At 64.0% G+C, this 16,567-nt stretch carries 16 protein-coding genes and 2 tRNA genes; all 18 read left to right on the top strand.

The genetic code is table 11. From position 1 onward, the window contains the following. Positions 1–130 precede the first annotated feature (130 nt). The 18 genes from Q0105_RS10475 (at position 131) to Q0105_RS10390 (ending at position 16,546) form a co-directional block, all read left to right on the top strand. A complete protein-coding gene (locus Q0105_RS10475; RefSeq protein WP_298211479.1) occupies positions 131–1,336 on the top strand; it encodes a CoA transferase in 1,206 nt (401 codons plus the stop codon). Further along, a complete protein-coding gene (locus Q0105_RS10470; RefSeq protein WP_298211477.1) occupies positions 1,333–2,313 on the top strand; it encodes a hydroxymethylglutaryl-CoA lyase in 981 nt (326 codons plus the stop codon). Before Q0105_RS10475 ends, Q0105_RS10470 begins: the two co-directional genes overlap by 4 nt. Before the next feature lie 75 nt (positions 2,314–2,388). Next, positions 2,389–3,369, top strand: a complete 981-nt coding sequence (locus Q0105_RS10465) for a tripartite tricarboxylate transporter substrate binding protein (protein ID WP_298211475.1) — start codon at positions 2,389–2,391, stop codon at positions 3,367–3,369. Positions 3,370–3,486: 117 nt separating this feature from the next. Beyond that, entirely contained in the window at positions 3,487–5,472 is a 1,986-nt protein-coding gene (gene uvrC / locus Q0105_RS10460; RefSeq protein WP_298211473.1) for an excinuclease ABC subunit UvrC, read from the top strand. Between the two features lie 71 nt (positions 5,473–5,543). Beyond that, entirely contained in the window at positions 5,544–6,110 is a 567-nt protein-coding gene (gene pgsA, locus Q0105_RS10455) for a CDP-diacylglycerol--glycerol-3-phosphate 3-phosphatidyltransferase (protein ID WP_298211471.1), read from the top strand. A gap of 68 nt (positions 6,111–6,178) precedes the next feature. Further along, complete coding sequence (locus Q0105_RS10450) at positions 6,179–7,273, top strand: tartrate dehydrogenase (RefSeq protein ID WP_298211469.1); 1,095 nt, start codon at positions 6,179–6,181, stop codon at positions 7,271–7,273. Positions 7,274–7,576: 303 nt separating this feature from the next. Then, positions 7,577–7,849, top strand: a complete 273-nt coding sequence (locus tag Q0105_RS10445; RefSeq protein ID WP_008906675.1) for an HU family DNA-binding protein — start codon at positions 7,577–7,579, stop codon at positions 7,847–7,849. Between the two features lie 16 nt (positions 7,850–7,865). After that, positions 7,866–7,941, top strand: a tRNA-Val gene (locus Q0105_RS10440). Between the two features lie 59 nt (positions 7,942–8,000). Beyond that, entirely contained in the window at positions 8,001–9,929 is a 1,929-nt protein-coding gene (locus Q0105_RS10435; protein ID WP_298211464.1) for a SurA N-terminal domain-containing protein, read from the top strand. Between the two features lie 48 nt (positions 9,930–9,977). Then, a tRNA-His gene (locus Q0105_RS10430) sits at positions 9,978–10,053 on the top strand. A gap of 320 nt (positions 10,054–10,373) precedes the next feature. Continuing rightward, positions 10,374–11,141: a beta-ketoacyl synthase chain length factor gene (locus tag Q0105_RS10425; RefSeq protein ID WP_366145924.1), complete on the top strand. Its 768-nt coding sequence runs from the start codon at positions 10,374–10,376 to the stop codon at positions 11,139–11,141. Beyond that, entirely contained in the window at positions 11,134–11,910 is a 777-nt protein-coding gene (locus Q0105_RS10420) for a lysophospholipid acyltransferase family protein (RefSeq protein WP_298211462.1), read from the top strand. The genes Q0105_RS10425 and Q0105_RS10420 overlap by 8 nt, the downstream gene beginning before the upstream one ends. Continuing rightward, positions 11,897–12,157, top strand: coding sequence for a phosphopantetheine-binding protein (locus tag Q0105_RS10415; protein ID WP_007855388.1), 261 nt, complete (start codon positions 11,897–11,899; stop codon positions 12,155–12,157). The genes Q0105_RS10420 and Q0105_RS10415 overlap by 14 nt, the downstream gene beginning before the upstream one ends. Before the next feature lie 28 nt (positions 12,158–12,185). Continuing rightward, complete coding sequence (locus tag Q0105_RS10410; RefSeq protein WP_298211454.1) at positions 12,186–12,446, top strand: acyl carrier protein; 261 nt, start codon at positions 12,186–12,188, stop codon at positions 12,444–12,446. Positions 12,447–12,466: 20 nt separating this feature from the next. Further along, a complete protein-coding gene (locus tag Q0105_RS10405; RefSeq protein ID WP_298211452.1) occupies positions 12,467–13,018 on the top strand; it encodes a hypothetical protein in 552 nt (183 codons plus the stop codon). Between the two features lie 56 nt (positions 13,019–13,074). Beyond that, positions 13,075–14,787 (top strand): AMP-binding protein, encoded by a 1,713-nt coding sequence (locus Q0105_RS10400; RefSeq protein WP_298211450.1) that lies wholly within the window; start codon positions 13,075–13,077, stop codon positions 14,785–14,787. After that, positions 14,784–15,563 carry a glycosyltransferase family 2 protein gene (locus Q0105_RS10395; RefSeq protein WP_298211448.1) on the top strand — a complete coding sequence of 260 codons (780 nt, stop codon included), beginning with the start codon at positions 14,784–14,786 and terminating at the stop codon, positions 15,561–15,563. Before Q0105_RS10400 ends, Q0105_RS10395 begins: the two co-directional genes overlap by 4 nt. Further along, a complete protein-coding gene (locus Q0105_RS10390; protein ID WP_298211446.1) occupies positions 15,560–16,546 on the top strand; it encodes an acyltransferase in 987 nt (328 codons plus the stop codon). Before Q0105_RS10395 ends, Q0105_RS10390 begins: the two co-directional genes overlap by 4 nt. Positions 16,547–16,567 lie beyond the last annotated feature (21 nt).

Raw genomic sequence — 16,567 nt, 5'->3', positions numbered from 1 at the left:
TTCGAGTCCCCCAAGACCGTTCGGGCTGAGCTTGTCGACGCCGTGCGCAGCGCTTCGACAAGCTCAGCGTGAACGGGTTGGGGTGCATTGAGCCACCTGGCGACAGACCCCGCAGGAGACACCTATTCCCATGGATTCCATTCCTTCCCCCGCAGCACTGCAGGGCGTGCGCGTCATCGAGATGGGGCAGCTCATCGCCGGGCCGTTCTGCGGCAAGACGCTGGGCGAATTTGGCGCCGACGTGATCAAGATCGAAGCGCCCGAGACGGGCGACCCGCTGCGCAACTGGCGCCTCATCAAAGAGGGCACGTCTGTCTGGTGGCAGGTGCAGTCGCGCAACAAACGCTCGGTGGCGTTGGACCTGCGCCAGAAGGAAGGCCAGGACATTGCGCGCCAGTTGATCGCCGAAGCCGACGTGTTGGTCGAGAACTTTCGCCCCGGCACGCTGGAGGGCTGGGGCATGTCGCCCGAGGAGCTGCACGCGATCAACCCCGGCCTGGTGATGCTGCGCATATCGGGCTACGGCCAGACCGGCCCCTACCGTGATCTGCCCGGTTTTGGCGCCATTGGCGAGGCCATGGGCGGCCTGCGCCACCTCACGGGCGAGCCGGGCCGTGTGCCGGTGCGCGTGGGGGTGTCGATCGGCGACACGCTGGCGGCGCTACACGGCACCATCGGCGTGCTCACCGCGCTGTACCACCGCAAGGTCAACGGCGGCCAGGGCCAGGTGATCGACGTGGCGCTGCATGAGGCTGTGTTCAACGTGATGGAAAGCCTGATCCCCGAATACAGCGCCTTCGGTGCGGTGCGCGAGGCCGCGGGCAGCGCGCTGCCGGGCATCGCGCCGTCCAACGCCTACCCCTGCCGGGACGGCTGGGTGCTGGTGGCGGGCAATGGCGACAGCATCTTCAAGCGGCTGATGGACGCCATCGGCCGTCCCGACCTGGGCGTTGCGCCCGACCTGGCCAACAACACCGGCCGCGTGGCGCGCGTGGACGAGATCGACGCCGCCATCGGCGCGTGGAGCGCGCAGCGCACCGTGCAGCAGGTGCTCGACGCCCTGGGCGCCGCCCGCGTGCCCGCTGGCAAGGTCTATACCGCCAAGGACATTGCCGAAGACCCGCACTACCGCGCCCGCGACATGCTGCTCACGCAACAGACACGCGACGGCTACAGCGTGGAAGTGCCTGGCATTGTGCCCAAGCTCTCAGCCACGCCCGGCAGCATCCGCCGCAGCGCGCCGCACCTGGGGGATGACACGGAGGCGGTGCTGGCCGAGGCGGGCCTCACGGCTGAGCAGATTGCACTGCTGCGCAGCAAGGGGGTGATTCAATGAGTACACCCAACACCGTGTGGCAGGGCGGCAACCGCCGTATCCACATGCAAGAGGTCGGCCTGCGCGACGGCCTGCAGATGGAAAAGGCTTTTGTGCCCACGGCCGACAAGATTGCGCTGTGCAATGCGTTGTCGGCAGCGGGCCTGGCCAAAATCGAGGTGACCTCGTTCACGTCGCCCACAGCCATCCCGGCGCTGAAAGATGCCGAGATCGTGATGCGCGAGATCACCCGCCGCCCAGGCACCGTCTACACCGCGCTGGTGCCCAACCTGCGTGGCGCCGAGCGCGCCATCGAGGCCCGCACGGACGAGCTCAACCTCGTCATGTCGGTGAGCGCCACACACAACTTGGCCAACCTGCGCATGACGCAGGCGCAGTCGTTTGCCGCGCTGGCCCAAGTGGTGGCCCTGGCGCAGGGTGCCAGCGTGGCGGTGAACGTGTCGCTGTCGTGTGTGTTTGGCTGCCCCATGGAGGGCGACATCGCGCAGGCCGACGTGTTCGGCTGGGTGCAGCGTTTTGTGGACCTGGGCGTGTGCGGCATCACGCTGTGCGACACCACCGGCATGGCCTACCCCACGCAGGTGCACCAGCTCACGGCGGCGGCCCGCGCGCGCTGGCCGGGCGTGGCGTTCACCCTGCATTTCCACAACACGCGTGGCATGGGCCTGGCCAATGTGCTGGCCGCCATCGATGCGGGCGCCGATTTGTTCGACGCCTCGCTGGGCGGGCTGGGCGGCTGCCCGTATGCGCCCGGCGCCAGCGGCAACGTATGCAGCGAAGAGATCGTGCATGCGCTGGCGCTGATGGGCTACGACACCGGCGTGGACTTGGACGCCCTGGTGGCTGCCGCACAGCAACTGCCCGCGCTCATCGGCCACGACATTCCCAGCCAGATCGCCAAGGCCGGGCCGCGCCTGGCGCTGCACCCGGTGCCTGCCGATTTCGACGCCATCCGCCAGCGGGCCGAGGCCCGATGAGGCCTGGTGCCCGCAGCCGATGCCTGATTTCTATTGCCGATCAATTACAGAATCATCCACAGGAGACATCTCATCATGAACACCACCCGCAAACAATTCACGGCCCTGGCGCTGTCCGCCCTGGCGACCTGCCTGGGCGGTAACGCCTGGGCGCAGGGCGCCTATCCCGCCAAGACCGTGACCATGGTTGTGCCCACAGCCGCTGGCGGCACCACCGACCTCTCGGCCCGCATGCTGGCCCAGGCGCTGGCGCCCGTGCTGGGGCAGTCGGTGGTGGTGGACAACAAGGGTGGCGGCAACGGCAACATCGCCGCCAGCATCGTCAAGCGTGCCGAGGCCGATGGCTACACACTGCTCATGCAGTACTCGGGCTACCACGTCATCTCGCCCCACATCACCAAAACAAAGCAGTGGGAGCAGGGCGACTTCCAGCCCGTGGCGAACGTCATTTCGGCCCCGCAGATCATCGTGGTGCGCAACGACCTGCCGGTGAAGACGCTGCCCGAACTCATTGCCTACGCCAAGGCCAACCCCGGCAAGCTCAACTACGCCTCGTCGGGCAACGGCTCGCTGCAGCATGTGACCGGCGCCATGCTGGAGCAGCAGGGCGCCATCAAGATGGTGCACGTGCCCTATAAAGGCACCGGCCCCGCGCTGCAGGACCTGCTGGGCGGCCAGGTGGACCTGACCTTTGGCACCGCGCCGCCCTTCATGCCCCACATCGCCAGCGGCAAGCTGCGCGTGCTGGCCGTGACCGGCAAGCAGCGCCTGCCCAGCCTGCCCGATGTGCCCACCACCGCCGAGGCGGGCTACCCCAAGGTCGATGCCACCTCGTGGTTTGCCGTGTTCGTGCCCGCCGCCGTACCCAAGCCGGTGGTGGACAAACTCACCGCCGACATCCGCACCGTGGTGCAGAACCCCACGTTCCAGCAAAAGGTGCAGGAGCAGGGCGCCACGGCTGACTACCAGAACCCGCAGCAGTTGGGCGACAAGGTGAAAGCTGATCTGGCCAACTGGGCCACGGTGGTGAAGACCTCGAAGATCGAGGCGGAGTGATCCGGGGTATTCGGGTGTTTTGATGAAAATGGCTGCTAGCGCTTGTTGGATAAGCGCTAGCAGCTATTTATTTGATAGTGATTCAGTCGGACTGTGCGCAGGGCCACAATACGCGCCATGTCTGATGTGCATTCCGAAGAACTCCTCGCGCAGGTGGCTGCGCTGCCAGCGCTGCCGGGCGTGTACCGCTATTTCGACGCGCAGGATGCGCTGCTGTATGTGGGCAAGGCGCTCAACCTCAAGCGCCGGGTATCGAGCTATTTCCAGAAGAACCATGGCGGCACGCGCATCGGCCACATGGTCAGCAAGATCGTGCGCATGGAGACCACGGTGGTGCGCTCCGAGGCCGAGGCGCTGCTGCTGGAAAACAACCTCATCAAGACGCTGAACCCCAAGTTCAACATCTTGTTCCGCGACGACAAGAGCTACCCCTATCTCAAGATCACCGGCACGCCCGGCAACCACACGCGGGGCGATGCACCGGGCCAGGTGTTTCCGCGCATGGCCTACTACCGGGGCGCGGTCGATAAAAAGCACCGCTACTTCGGCCCCTACCCCAGCGCCTGGGCGGTGAAGGAAACCATCCAGCTCCTGCAAAAGGTCTTTCGGCTGCGCACTTGTGAAGACACGGTGTTTGCCAACCGCACGCGGCCCTGCCTGTTGTTCCAGATCAAGCGCTGCACAGGGCCCTGTGTGGACATGATCTCGCCCGAGGCCTACGCGGCCGATGTGTCGCATGCCGAAGCGCTGCTGCGCGGCGAGACGCAGGAGCTTTTGCAGGCGCTGGAGGCGCGCATGATGGCGCACTCGGACAAGCTCGAATTCGAGCAGGCCGCCGATGTGCGCAACCAGATCCAGGCGCTGTCGCGCGTGCTGCACCAGCAGTCCATCGAAACCGTGGACGACAAGGACGTGGACATCCTGGCCGTGCGCGTGTTGGGCGGCCGCGCCTGCGTGAACCTGGCCATGGTGCGCGGCGGGCGCCACCTGGGCGACAGGCCGTACTTTCCGGTGCATGTAGAGGACGCCGCCGCCGTTTTTCAGCCAGAAGACAGCGGGGAGGGCGCTGCCGCGCCGGCGCGGCCGATAGAGGCGCAGGTGCTCGAAGCCTTCATCGCCCAGCACTACATCGGCGTGCCCGTGCCCCCGCTGCTGGTGACCAGCGTGCCGGTGGACAAGGCCTTGCTCGACGCGCTGACCGAACAAAGCGGCCTGCGCGTAAACGCCATCCACCAGCCGCGCGAGCAGCGCCGCGCCTGGCTGGACATGGCGCAAAAGAACGCCGACCTGCAACTGGCCCGCCTGCTGGCCGAAGAGGGATCGCAGCAGGCCCGCACGCGGGCGCTGGCCGAGGCGCTCGACCTGCCGCCCGAAGACCTGGACCAACTCACCATCGAGTGTTTCGACATTTCGCACACGGCGGGCGAATCCACCCAGGCGTCCTGCGTCGTGTTCCATCACCACAAGATGCAAAGCAGCGAATACCGCCGCTACAAGATCGAGGGCATCACCGGCGGCGACGACTACGCCGCTATGCGCCAGGTGCTCACGCGCCGCTACAGCAAGGTGGTCGAGGCCCAGCGCGAAGAGGGGGGCATTGACTACACAAAGTCGCCCGAGGCTCAAGCCGCGGCCCGCCCCAAGGGCCAGGCGCGCCTGCCCGACCTGGTGCTCATCGACGGCGGCAAGGGCCAGGTGGGCGTGGCGCGCGAGGTGTTCACCGCCCTGGGGCTGGACCTGACGCGCATCGTGGGGGTTGAGAAGGGCGAGGGCCGCAAGGTGGGCCTGGAGGAATTGGTGTTTGCCGATGGGCGCGAAAAGGTCTACCTGGGCAAGGATTCGGCCGCGCTCATGCTGGTGGCGCAGATTCGCGACGAGGCCCACCGCTTTGCCATCACCGGCATGCGCGCTGCGCGGGCCAAGGTGCGTGTGGGTGGCGGGCAATTGGAAGAGATCGCCGGTGTAGGCCCCAAAAAGCGCGCCCGGCTGCTGCAGCGCTTTGGCGGCGTGCGGGGGGTGGCTGCCGCCAGCGTGGAAGACCTGGCCACGGTGGACGGTATCTCGCGCGAGCTGGCCGAGGAGATTTACCGCGCGCTGCGGTGAGGGCGGCCGGGCCACAAGGCTTATTTCATCGGGGCCACAAATCCCTGGGCGGCCGTGACACAATCGCCGCCATGTTCTGGACTATCCCCACCTTGATGACTTGGACGCGCATCGTCGCGATACCTTTGATCGTGGGGGTGTTCTATGCGCCCATCGACCCGGCCACGCGCAACCTGATCGCCACCGTGATGTTCGTGGTGTTTGCCGCCACCGACTGGCTGGACGGCTACCTGGCCCGCAAGCTCAACCAGACCTCGTCCTTCGGCGCTTTCCTCGACCCGGTGGCCGACAAGTTCCTGGTGTGCGCATCGCTTTTGGTGCTGGTGCACCTGCAGCGTGCCGACGTGTTCGTGGCCCTCATCATCATCGGCCGCGAGATCGCCATATCTGCCCTGCGCGAATGGATGGCGCAGATCGGGGCGAGCAAAAGCGTGGCCGTGCACATGATCGGCAAGGTCAAGACCACGGTGCAGATGGTGGCCATCCCCTTTCTGCTGTACGACGGGCGCCTGTTCGGCGTGATCGACACCGGCGTGTGGGGCACCTGGCTCATCTGGGCATCGGCCGTGCTCACCGTCTGGTCGATGGTGTACTACCTGCAGAAGGCGCTGCCCGAAATCCGGGCTCGCGTGAAATAATTTCACATCTTTTGGGCTCTTGCGCTTGATGGATAAGCGCTAGCAGCTATATTTTCAGGAGCATTCGAATGGCAAAGCATCGCATTGCCGTCGTTGCCGGTGACGGCATCGGTAAAGAAGTCATGCCCGAGGGCCTGCGCGTGATGGACGCGGCTGCACGCCGATTCGGCATCGACCTGCACTTCGACCATTTCGACTTTTCGAGCTGGGACTACTACGAAAAGCACGGCAAGATGCTGCCCGACAACTGGAAGGAGCAGATCGGCGGCCACGAGGCCATCTACTTCGGTGCCGTGGGCTGGCCCGAGAAGATCGCCGACCATGTCTCGCTGTGGGGTTCGCTGCTGCTGTTTCGCCGCGAGTTCGACCAGTACATCAACCTGCGCCCGGCGCGCCTCATGCCCGGCGTGATTGCGCCCGTGGTGCGCCGCGACGGCAGCCCGCGCCTGCCCGGCGAGATCGACATGCTCATCGTGCGCGAGAACACCGAGGGTGAGTACTCCAGCATCGGCGGGCGCATGTACGAAGGCACCCCGCGCGAGATCGTGATGCAAGAGACGGTGATGTCCCGCCACGGCGTGGACCGCGTGCTGAAATTTGCTTTTGACCTGGCCCAGTCACGCCCCAAGAAACACCTCACCAGCGCCACCAAGTCCAACGGTATCGCCATCACAATGCCCTACTGGGACGAGCGCGTGGCCGAGATGGCCAAGGCGTACCCGGATGTAAAAGTGGACAAATTCCATATCGACATCCTCACGGCCCACTTTGTGCAGCGCCCTGATTTTTTTGACGTGGTGGTGGCCAGCAATCTGTTTGGCGACATCCTCAGCGACCTGGGCCCGGCCTGCACAGGCACCATTGGCATTGCGCCCAGCGCCAACCTCAATCCTACGCGCACCATGCCCTCGCTGTTCGAGCCCGTGCACGGCTCGGCGCCCGACATTGCAGGGCAGGGCATCGCCAACCCCATCGGCCAAATCTGGTGCGGCGCGATGATGCTCGACTTCCTGGGTTACCGGGCTGCGCACGATGCCGTGCTGGCTGCCATTGAGTCCGTGCTGGACCCCAAAAATGGTGGTCCGCGCACCCCCGACCTCGGTGGAACATCCAGCACGCAGGACGTCGGACGGGCTATCGCCGACGCCCTGGCGGCCGTTTGAGAGGCGCAGAGATTGGGGTGTCAATACGGAATCTTGCCCATACGACATGTATGAGACAAAACGATTCTGCGAGCCCTGCCGCTGGGTGAAATACGACTAGAATTCACCGCAACGCTGCGTCAAAATAGCGTGTTGTATTGACACTCTGAAACTCGATGGCTTTAATCTGATGCAGCAGCCACTGCTGTGTATGCCAGTCATTCCCCCGCCTGCTCTCCAACAGCCCATTCGGCTGCGCCGTCAGACGTGGGAAGACCAGATATCCACGAGACATTTCATTAACTCTTTTCCGAGAGGCTTCTTGTGAACAAAACCGAACTGATTGAGCACATTGCTACCAACGCCGACATCTCCAAGGCCGCTGCTGCTCGCGCCCTGGAATCCACGATCGAGGCTGTCAAGAAGACTCTCAAGAAGGGCGGCACGGTATCGCTCGTCGGTTTTGGCACATTCGCCGTAGGCAAGCGCGCTGCCCGCACAGGCCGCAATCCCCGTACTGGCGCTACGATTAAAATCAAAGCTGCTAAAGTTCCGAAGTTCCGTCCTGGCAAGGCATTGAAAGATGCCTTGAACTGAGGATCAAGTTTAGGTGGGGTCCTTAGCTCAGTTGGTAGAGCGGCTCCTTTACACGGAGTAGGTCGGCGGTTCGAGACCGTCAGGACCCACCATCACCGAACAAAGGCGAACGTGAGTTCGCCTTTTGTTTTTTGCCTCTGAAAGATCGACCATGTTTGAATCCATCCGCAAGCACTCCAAGATCGTGATGATCTTCTTGTTCTTGCTGATCATTCCTTCGTTTGTGCTGGTGGGTATCGACAGCAACTACTTCTCTGAAAAGAGCCCAGTGGTGGCGCGTGTCGATGGCGAGAACATCAAGCAGACAGATTGGGACAATGCCCACCGCATGGAGACGGACCGCATTCGCGCGCAGTCGCCTTCGGTCGATCCCAAGTTGCTCGATTCGCCCAGCGCGCGCTATGCCACGCTGGAGCGCCTAGTGCGTGACCGCGTGCTGGCTGCAGCCGCGCAAAAAATGCACCTCGTCACCAGTGACGCACGCCTGGCTCGCAGCCTGGAGGAAATCCCCGCCATTGCAGGGCTCAAGCGTGCCGATGGAACGCTGGATGCCGAAGCCTATAAATCCCTGGTAGCTGGCCAGGGCCTCACGCCCGCGGGCTTTGAGGCCAATGTGCGCCGTGATCTCTCTGTCAACCAGGTGATGGGCGGCGTGATGGGCTCGGCTTTTGGCACGGATGCCCAGACCAAGCTTGCGCTGGGAGCCTTGTACGAGCGCCGCGACATCCAGGTGGCCCGTTTCAACGCTTCTGATTTTGCGAGCAAGGTCACGCCCACGGATGCGGACCTTGAGGCTTACTACAAGGCGCACCCCGCGCAGTTCCAGCAACTGGAGCAGGCAGCGGTGGAATATGCTGTGCTGGATCTTGACGGTGTGCGTGCCGGTATCACCCTGAGCGAAGACGACCTGCGCACGTATTACAAGGAAAACGTGGCGCGGATGACGGCCAAGGAAGAGCGTCGCGCGAGCCACATCCTCATCAATGCCACCAAGGATGCGCCGGCTGCAGACCGCGAAAAGGCCAAGGCCCGGGCCACCGAATTGCTGGCCCAGGTGCGCAAGACGCCTGCGAGCTTTGCGGAGGTGGCAAAGAAATCGTCGCAAGACTCGGGCTCTGCCCCAGCCGGTGGCGACCTCAACTTCTTTGCCCGTGGCGCCATGGTCAAGCCTTTCGAAGACGCTGCCTTTGCCATGAAGAAGGGTGACATCAGCGATGTGGTGGAAACCGACTTCGGCTACCACATCATCCAACTGACTGACATCAAAACCCCCCGCCAGCCCACGTTCGAAGAACTGCGCCCGTCGATGGAGGCTGAGCTCAAGCAGCAGCAGGCACAGCGTAAGTTTGCCGAAGTGGCCGAGGCCTTCTCCAACACCGTGTACGAGCAGGCCGACAGCCTGCAGCCAGTGGCCGAAAAGCTCAAGCTCAAGGTGCAGACTGCCACGGGTGTGACCCGCACGCCAGCCCCTGGTGCCAAGGGTGCTTTGGCCAACCCCAAGTTCCTGGAGGCACTGTTCGCTTCGGACTCGGTGGAAAACAAGCGCAATACCGAAGCCGTCGAAGTGGGCCCCAGCCAGCTTGTCGCAGGCCGCGTGACGACCTACACCCCCGCGCGCACCTTGCCGCTGGAGGAAGTCCGTGCCCGCGTGCGCACCCTCTACATCGCCCAAAAATCGGCCGAGCTGGCGCGCAAGGAAGGCGAAGCCAAGCTGGCGGCCTGGAAGGCAACCCCCGCTGCGGCGACAGGCCTTGCAGCCTCCATCGAAGTGTCGCGCGAGCAAACCCAAAACCTGCCGCGCCCCGTGATCGATGCTGCCCTGCGTGCGCCCGCGGATGCCCTGCCAGGTTGGACGGGTGTGGATCTGGGGACTGCCGGCTACATGGTGGTCAAGGTCAACCGCGTGGTGCCTCGCCAGGCGCCCGACGCACAGCGCGCGCAGCAAGAGCGCCAGCAATACGCGCAGTGGCTAACCACCGCCGAAGGCCTCGCATACTACGAATTGCTCAAGCAGCGCTTCAAGGCCCAGATCAAGGCGCCTCGCCCTGATGCGGCGGCGCAAGGAGCCGCAGAAAATTGAGTAATTTGGCCTGAGGCGTAAAAACCCAGGCTATAATACAAAGCTACGGTGGCTGTAGCTCAGTTGGTAGAGTCCAGGATTGTGATTCCTGTTGTCGTGGGTTCGAGCCCCATCAGCCACCCCAAAATGTAAAGCGCTGCAACGAAAACGTTGCAGCGCTTTTTGCTTTGTTGCGATGTTGAAGCTTGTATGGCAGCTTCAGTCAGTCAGTCCAGCCGAGCCGAGCCGCCGGATCATTGCAAAGAGCAATTCCGATCTGCCATGCGCATGGGGTGGCACGAAATGCCACAGAACTGCCTTTATGGAGGCTGAGGTCAAGGGCTGTATTTTTTTTCAGCTTCTTGAGCTGCCTACGTTGGCGGGCTGCATGGGGCATTGGTGCTGCTATTGCCCGTAGGGATTCTGCGACAATTGCTTGCATAAATTAAATTGGTAGGGAGTGCCGTGCGAGTAGCGTTCGCCGTTCGGGCGTGGGCTGCGGTAGCACCCGGCCTTCAGAGTCAAGAGCAGTGGTTGCGGTGGGCAGACGCGCCTTCGTGTCCCGTGGGCGCGGCGGTGGTTGAGCTGCCTCAAGTTCCGCCCATGGCTCGCCGTCGCCTGGGGCATTTGGCCAAGATGGCCGTATCTGTGGCCGATGCTGCGCTTGTGTCCGCACGAAGCGCCGATATTCCGATCGTTTGGGCATCGCGTTATGGCGATGCGGCGAAATCTATTGCACTTTTGCAGACCCAGGCGCTGGATGAAGCCTTGTCGCCGACGGCCTTTGGCCTGTCCGTACACAACGGCGTGGGCGCTCAGCATTCCATTTTGCGTGGCATACGGGCTAACGCGGTCTGCGTTGCGTCTTCGCATTGCGCGCCCGAGGCGGGTGTTGTCGAAGCCGTGGGCCTCTTGAACGACGTGGAGCAGGAGTTGGCCGAGGTGCTGCTGGTCAGCTATGACGAGCCGTTGCCGTCCGACTATGCGGTGTTCCACGACGAGCCTGTGGCCGAGTACGCTTGGGCCGCGTTGCTTGTGCCCCTGCAGCCGGGTGACGAGGGCTATGTGCTGCAGGCACTCGATGACGTGCCGCGGGAACATGGTCGACACGGCGAGAGTGACGCCCTTCCGCATGGTCTCGATGTGTTGCATTTTCTGTTGCAGGGTAAGCGGCAGAGCTTGGTACACGGCCATGCATCGGGCCAATGGATGTGGGAGCGCGTGCATGCTTGACGTGATCAATCGAGGTTGGCGCATCGTGGCCACGGGCTTCTGTTTTTCCGTGTTTGGCCTGGGCGGCATCGTGCTGGGTATTTTTGTGTGCCCCGTGGCCATGCTGTTCGTGCGCGGAGCAGCGCGTCAGCAGCAACTGTCGCAAACCATCATTCACCACTGTTTCCGTGGGTTCGTGGGGCTGATGAACTTTGTGGGCGTGATTTCGTACGAGGTGCATGGCCTGGAGCGCTTGCAGCGCCGGGGCCTGCTGATCCTGGCCAATCACCCCTCCCTGATTGATGTGGTGTTTCTGATCTCCTTCGTGCGCCATGCAGATTGCATCGTCAAGGCTGCGTTGGCGCGCAACCCGTTCACGCGCGGACCCATTCGGGCGGCGGGCTTCATCACCAACGGCGATGGCCCGGAGTTGCTGGAGGACTGCGTGCGCTCGCTTAAAGGTGGCAACAATCTCATCATCTTTCCCGAGGGCACGCGCACCCCGCTGCAGGGCGCGATCCGGCTGCAGCGCGGGGCCGCCCATGTGGCGGTGCGTGGGCGCATCGACATCACGCCTGTGCACATCCATAGCAGCCTGCCTATGCTGACAAAGGGCACGCCGTGGTGGAAGGTTCCTGTGCGCAAGCCGCACTTCACCATTGAGGTGCGACCGGACATTGCGGTGGAAGAATTCTGCGCCTCGGCTGCCAGCGAATCCCTGGCTGCGCGCTATGTGACCGAGCACCTGTCCGAACAACTTTTCAAGGGGCCTGCCTGTGCTTCAACTTGAGCAAGAAATCAAAGAAATCATCATCTCCTCACTGGCGCTCGAAGATATTGCGCCCGAGGACATCGACCCCGCAGCGCCGCTGTTCGTCGAAGGCCTGGGGCTTGATTCCATTGACGCGCTGGAACTGGGCCTGGCCCTGCAAAAGCGCTATGGATTGAGCATGTCGGCCGACTCTGAGCAGACGCGCAAGCACTTTGGCAGCGTGCAGGCGCTGGCCGCCTTTGTGGCTGCCAGCCGCACACACTGAGCCGGGCTGCATTCACGGAAGTCCTCACATGAACAAAGAAGCCATCTACGAACGCATCGTCGCCATCTTGCAGGAGACGTTTGAAATCGACGCCAGCCGCATCACGCCCGAGGCCCGCCTGTACGACGACCTGGACATCGACAGCATCGATGCGGTGGACCTGATCGTGCAGCTCAAACCCTGGGTAGGCAAGCGCCTGAATGCTGACGCCTTCAAGTCGGTGCGCACCGTGCAAGACGTGGTCGATGCGCTGCACCAGTTGGTGAACGACGCTGCCCCTGCCGCCTAAGAAGGGGTGAACGAACCACCATGCACAAGCTCGTGACCGCCGTGCTGGTGGTGCTGACGGTGCTGTACCCCCTGGGCGTGTACCTGGCCATGGGCCGTGTAGCGCCACAGTGGCTGGCGGTGCTGCTGGTCATGTTGGCCGTGCTGCGTGCCGTGGCCACGCGCCAGCGCTTCTGGTGGGCCGTGGCCTCCGGCGCGGCGGTGCTGGCCCTGGCCGCCTGGTGGCAGGGCGATGCGCTGGCCGTCAAGCTCTACCCGGTGTTGGTGAATGCCGTGCTGCTTGTGGTGTTTGCGGTGAGCTTGCGCCACCCGCCCTCGGCGGTCGAGCGGTTGGCCCGTCTGAGCGAGCCCGACCTGCCCCCGTCCGGGGTACGCTATACGCGCAAGGTGACGGTGGTGTGGTGCATCTTCTTTGTGGCTAACGGCGCTGCAGCGGCCTACACCGCGGCATTCAGCAGTGATGCCGCCTGGGCGCTGTACAACGGACTCATTGCCTATGTGCTGATGGGTTGCTTGATGGGCAGCGAGTGGCTGGTGCGCCAGTGGGTCAAGCGGCGTGATGCCGTGGCCTGACATTGGGTGTTTTTCCGTCCCTGTCCAACAACTCCAACAATCAGGAATCGAGCAAGGTGAAAACGTTCTCAGCGCTGTCCGAAGTGGCCCTGCCGCAGGCACGTACTGCTGTGCATGTGGTGGCATCCATCGGTGGACGCACGGTATCGCATGCGGACTGGGTGCGTGCAGTGCAGTCCTGGTGCGCGGCGTTCCAGAAGATAGAGGGCAGCGAAGTCGGGTTGTACTTCGATGACCCGCTGGCGTTTGCTGCCGCGCTCTGGGGCGCTTGGCATGCGGGCAAGACGCCCGTGCTCGCCAGCGACCTGCAGCCGCACACCTTGGCGCATTTGTTGCCCCAGGTGCAGGCCTGCGCGGGGCTGTTGCCTGGTGCCGTGCAGCCGGAGGAAGCCGCTGCACATGCGGCGGCGCTGCGGCCCTTGTCCCTGAGCGACGCGCGGGTGGTGCTGTTCACATCGGGCTCTACGGACGTGCCCGAACGCATCGTCAAACACCTCTCGCAGCTTGATGCCGAAGTGCATGCGCTGCAGGCCGTGTTCGGCACCATGGCGGATGCGCCAGGGCTGCGAACGCTGGCCACCGTGTCGCACCAGCATATCTACGGCCTGTTGTTTCGCGTGCTGTGGCCGCTGGCGGCGGGGCGGTTGCTGGGCGTGGAGTTCGCGCGCTACCCGGAGGAACTGGTGGCGCAGTTGTCACAACCGGGTCCGGCGCTGTTGATCTCCAGCCCCGCCATGCTCAGCCGCTTGCCCGATGTGCTTGACTGGGCCGCTGCGTCCACGGGCTTGCGCGGCGTCTTCTCATCGGGTGGCCCATTGCCACCTGAGGCCTCGGCGCACTGCCTAGCGTTGTTGGGCCACTCGCCCACCGAAGTCTTCGGCAGCTCCGAAACCGGTGGTATCGCCTGGCGGCGCCGGGCAGAGCAGGGCGATGTCTGGCAACCCTTGCCGGGTGTGGAGGTGCGCCTGGCCGACAGTGGCTGCCTCTCGGTGCGTTCGGGGCATTTGCCGGACGCGGATGCCTGGTGGGAGACTGCGGACCGTGCGTTGCCACAGGAAGGTGGCGCTGGCTTTGTGCTGCAGGGCCGTGCCGACCGGATCGTCAAGATCGCGGAAAAGCGCATTTCCCTGACGGCCATGGAGAACGCAGTGCTCGCCAGCAACTGGGTGACTGCAGCCAAGGCCGTGGTTCTCGAATCGCCCCCGGCTTCCGCCCGTGTGGGCATGGTGCTTGAGCTTAGCGACGCTGGTTGGCAGGCACTGCAGCAGCAAGGACGCCGCTCTGTGGGCGCAACGCTGCGCGCGTTGCTGGAGCCCTGCGTGGACCGTGTGGCCCTGCCGCGCAGTTGGCGCTATGTGTTGCGCCTGCCGCAGAACGCGCAAGGCAAGACCACGCAGCACGACCTGCTGGCCTTGTTCCGCCCGCTCATGCCGCAACCCGAGTGGACGGTGCGTGGCGAGCTGCAAGCCGCAGCCAGCCTGCAGGTGGACGCGCAACTGCGCGTGCTGGACGGACATTTTCCCGGCGCCTCCATCGTGCCCGGTGTGGCGCAGTTGCACTGGGTGGTGACCCTGGGTATGCAGGCTTTCGGGATTCCCGCCGCTTTTTTGCGGGCTGAGGTGGTCAAGTTCCAGCAACCCATCCTGCCCGGCGACCGGGTCGAGGTGCAGTTGCAGTGGAGCCCCGACAAAGGCAGCCTGCAGTTCGCGTTGACCTCGGAGCGTGGTGCGCACGCCAGCGGGCGCCTGGTGCAGGGAGGGGGCACATGACCGCATCCGTACTGTTCAATCCCGTTGCGATCATTCCGGTCTACAACCATCCCACGACCATTGGCGGCATGGTGCAGGGGGTGCTCGTTGCGGGGCTGCACTGCATCCTGGTGGACGATGGCTCAGAGCCTGGCTGCGCGGAAGTGCTCGACGCACTGGTTGTGCAGCACGGCGCGCAGGTCACGCTGCTGCGCCTTGCTCAGAACCAGGGCAAGGGCGGCGCCGTGATGACAGGCATGCGCCACGCGCTGGCGCAGGGCCATAGCCACGCACTGCAGATAGACGCCGATGGCCAGCACGCCGTGGCCGATATTCCCGCCTTCATTGCGTTGGCCCGCGCGCAGCCCAGCGCCATGGTGTGCGGGGCACCGCGCTACGACGCCAGTGTGCCCAGGGCGCGCCTGTATGGCCGTTATGCCACCCATGTGTGGGTATGGATCAACACGTTGTCGTTTGACATTGAGGATTCGATGTGTGGCTTGCGCGTCTATCCGCTGCGCGACGCCATCGGTGTGATGGATGGCGCCCGTATCGGAAAGCACATGGAGTTCGACACCGAGATCCTCGTGCGCATGCACTGGAAAGGGGTGCCTTTTGTCACCCAGCGCACGGCCGTGACCTATCCGCAGGACGGGCTTTCGCACTTTCGCGTGTGGCGCGACAACCTGCTCATCTCGGGTATGCACGCTCGGTTGTTTGGCGGCATGCTGCTGCGCAGCCCCGTGCTGCTGGCGCGCAAGCTTGCGGGATGGCGCCGTTCAGGGAGTGCTGCATGACGGCGCCGACGTCCGATGCCAAAACGGCGGCCTCCAATGCACCCCATTGGGCGCAGATGGGCGAGAGCACCTTTGTCGCGGGCATGTGGCTGCTGTACCAGGTGCACCGGTTTCTCGGGCGCTGGCCGTTTCTGCTGTGTTTGTACCCCATCGTGGCTTACTACTGGCTGGCGAGCCCGGTGGCGCGCCGCGCGTCTTTGCAATACCTGCAGCGCATGCAGGCAGCTAACGGCTTGTGGTCCACAACGCCGGGCTGGCGCCAGAGTCAGCGGCACTTTCGTGTGTTTGCCGAAGTGATTTTGGACAAGCTGCTCGCACTGACCGGGCGCTACCGCTTCGATCGCGTGTCGTTTTCCGGCCATGAGTCCCTGGTTGCGCTGCTGCAGCGTGGCCAGGGCGCCGTGGTGGTCACCGCGCACATGGGCTGCATCGAGTTGTGTCGCGCTATTGCCGAGCAGCGGTCCGGTTTGCGCTTGAGCGTTCTCGTGCACACGGCCCATGCACAGCGCTTCAACCGCCTGCTGCAGCGCCTGGCGCCCGGCAGCGGCGTGCAACTGTTGCAGGTGACCGAGTTCAATGCTGCCACGGCCATGATGCTCAGCGAGCGCGTGGTGCGCGGCGAACTCATCGCCATTGCCGGTGATCGCGTGCCCGTGCGTGAGAGCCGCGTCACGCACGCCCCGTTTCTCGGACACCAGGCGGCCTTCCCTTGTGGGCCTTATGTGCTGGCCTCCGTGCTCGAATGTCCGCTGTACTTCATGGGTTGCGTGCACGATGGCGCGGGCTATGCCGTGGAGTTCGTTCCGCTGGCCGAGCGTGTGCTGCTGCCCCGTGCCCGGCGCGAACAGGCGCTGGCGGAGTATGCGGGCCTGTTTGCGCAGCAGCTCGAACGCATGCTGCGCAAGGCGCCGTACGACTGGTTTAATTTTTTCCCTTTCTGGGACCAAGGCGCTGCCTCCGCGCCCCCCGCACCTACCGCATGAATATCCCTCTCCCCACGTTTG

The sequence above is a fragment of the Acidovorax sp. genome (assembly GCF_027492855.1).
Classification (GTDB): domain Bacteria; phylum Pseudomonadota; class Gammaproteobacteria; order Burkholderiales; family Burkholderiaceae_C; genus Acidovorax.
This window is presented reverse-complemented; position numbering and strand designations above follow the sequence as displayed.

What these genes read in the sequence shown, in the direction of transcription:
- Q0105_RS10450 (WP_298211469.1), top strand. Translation starts at nt 6,179, where the DNA reads ATGGCAAAGCATCGCATTGCCGTCGTTGCCGGTGACGGCATCGGTAAA.
- Q0105_RS10420 (WP_298211462.1), top strand. Translation starts at nt 11,134, where the DNA reads ATGCTTGACGTGATCAATCGAGGTTGGCGCATCGTGGCCACGGGCTTC.
- Q0105_RS10410 (WP_298211454.1), top strand. Translation starts at nt 12,186, where the DNA reads ATGAACAAAGAAGCCATCTACGAACGCATCGTCGCCATCTTGCAGGAG.
- Q0105_RS10390 (WP_298211446.1), top strand. Translation starts at nt 15,560, where the DNA reads ATGACGGCGCCGACGTCCGATGCCAAAACGGCGGCCTCCAATGCACCC.
- pgsA (WP_298211471.1), top strand. Translation starts at nt 5,544, where the DNA reads ATGTTCTGGACTATCCCCACCTTGATGACTTGGACGCGCATCGTCGCG.
- Q0105_RS10435 (WP_298211464.1), top strand. Translation starts at nt 8,001, where the DNA reads ATGTTTGAATCCATCCGCAAGCACTCCAAGATCGTGATGATCTTCTTG.
- Q0105_RS10475 (WP_298211479.1), top strand. Translation starts at nt 131, where the DNA reads ATGGATTCCATTCCTTCCCCCGCAGCACTGCAGGGCGTGCGCGTCATC.
- Q0105_RS10470 (WP_298211477.1), top strand. Translation starts at nt 1,333, where the DNA reads ATGAGTACACCCAACACCGTGTGGCAGGGCGGCAACCGCCGTATCCAC.
- Q0105_RS10395 (WP_298211448.1), top strand. Translation starts at nt 14,784, where the DNA reads ATGACCGCATCCGTACTGTTCAATCCCGTTGCGATCATTCCGGTCTAC.
- Q0105_RS10405 (WP_298211452.1), top strand. Translation starts at nt 12,467, where the DNA reads ATGCACAAGCTCGTGACCGCCGTGCTGGTGGTGCTGACGGTGCTGTAC.
- uvrC (WP_298211473.1), top strand. Translation starts at nt 3,487, where the DNA reads ATGTCTGATGTGCATTCCGAAGAACTCCTCGCGCAGGTGGCTGCGCTG.
- Q0105_RS10465 (WP_298211475.1), top strand. Translation starts at nt 2,389, where the DNA reads ATGAACACCACCCGCAAACAATTCACGGCCCTGGCGCTGTCCGCCCTG.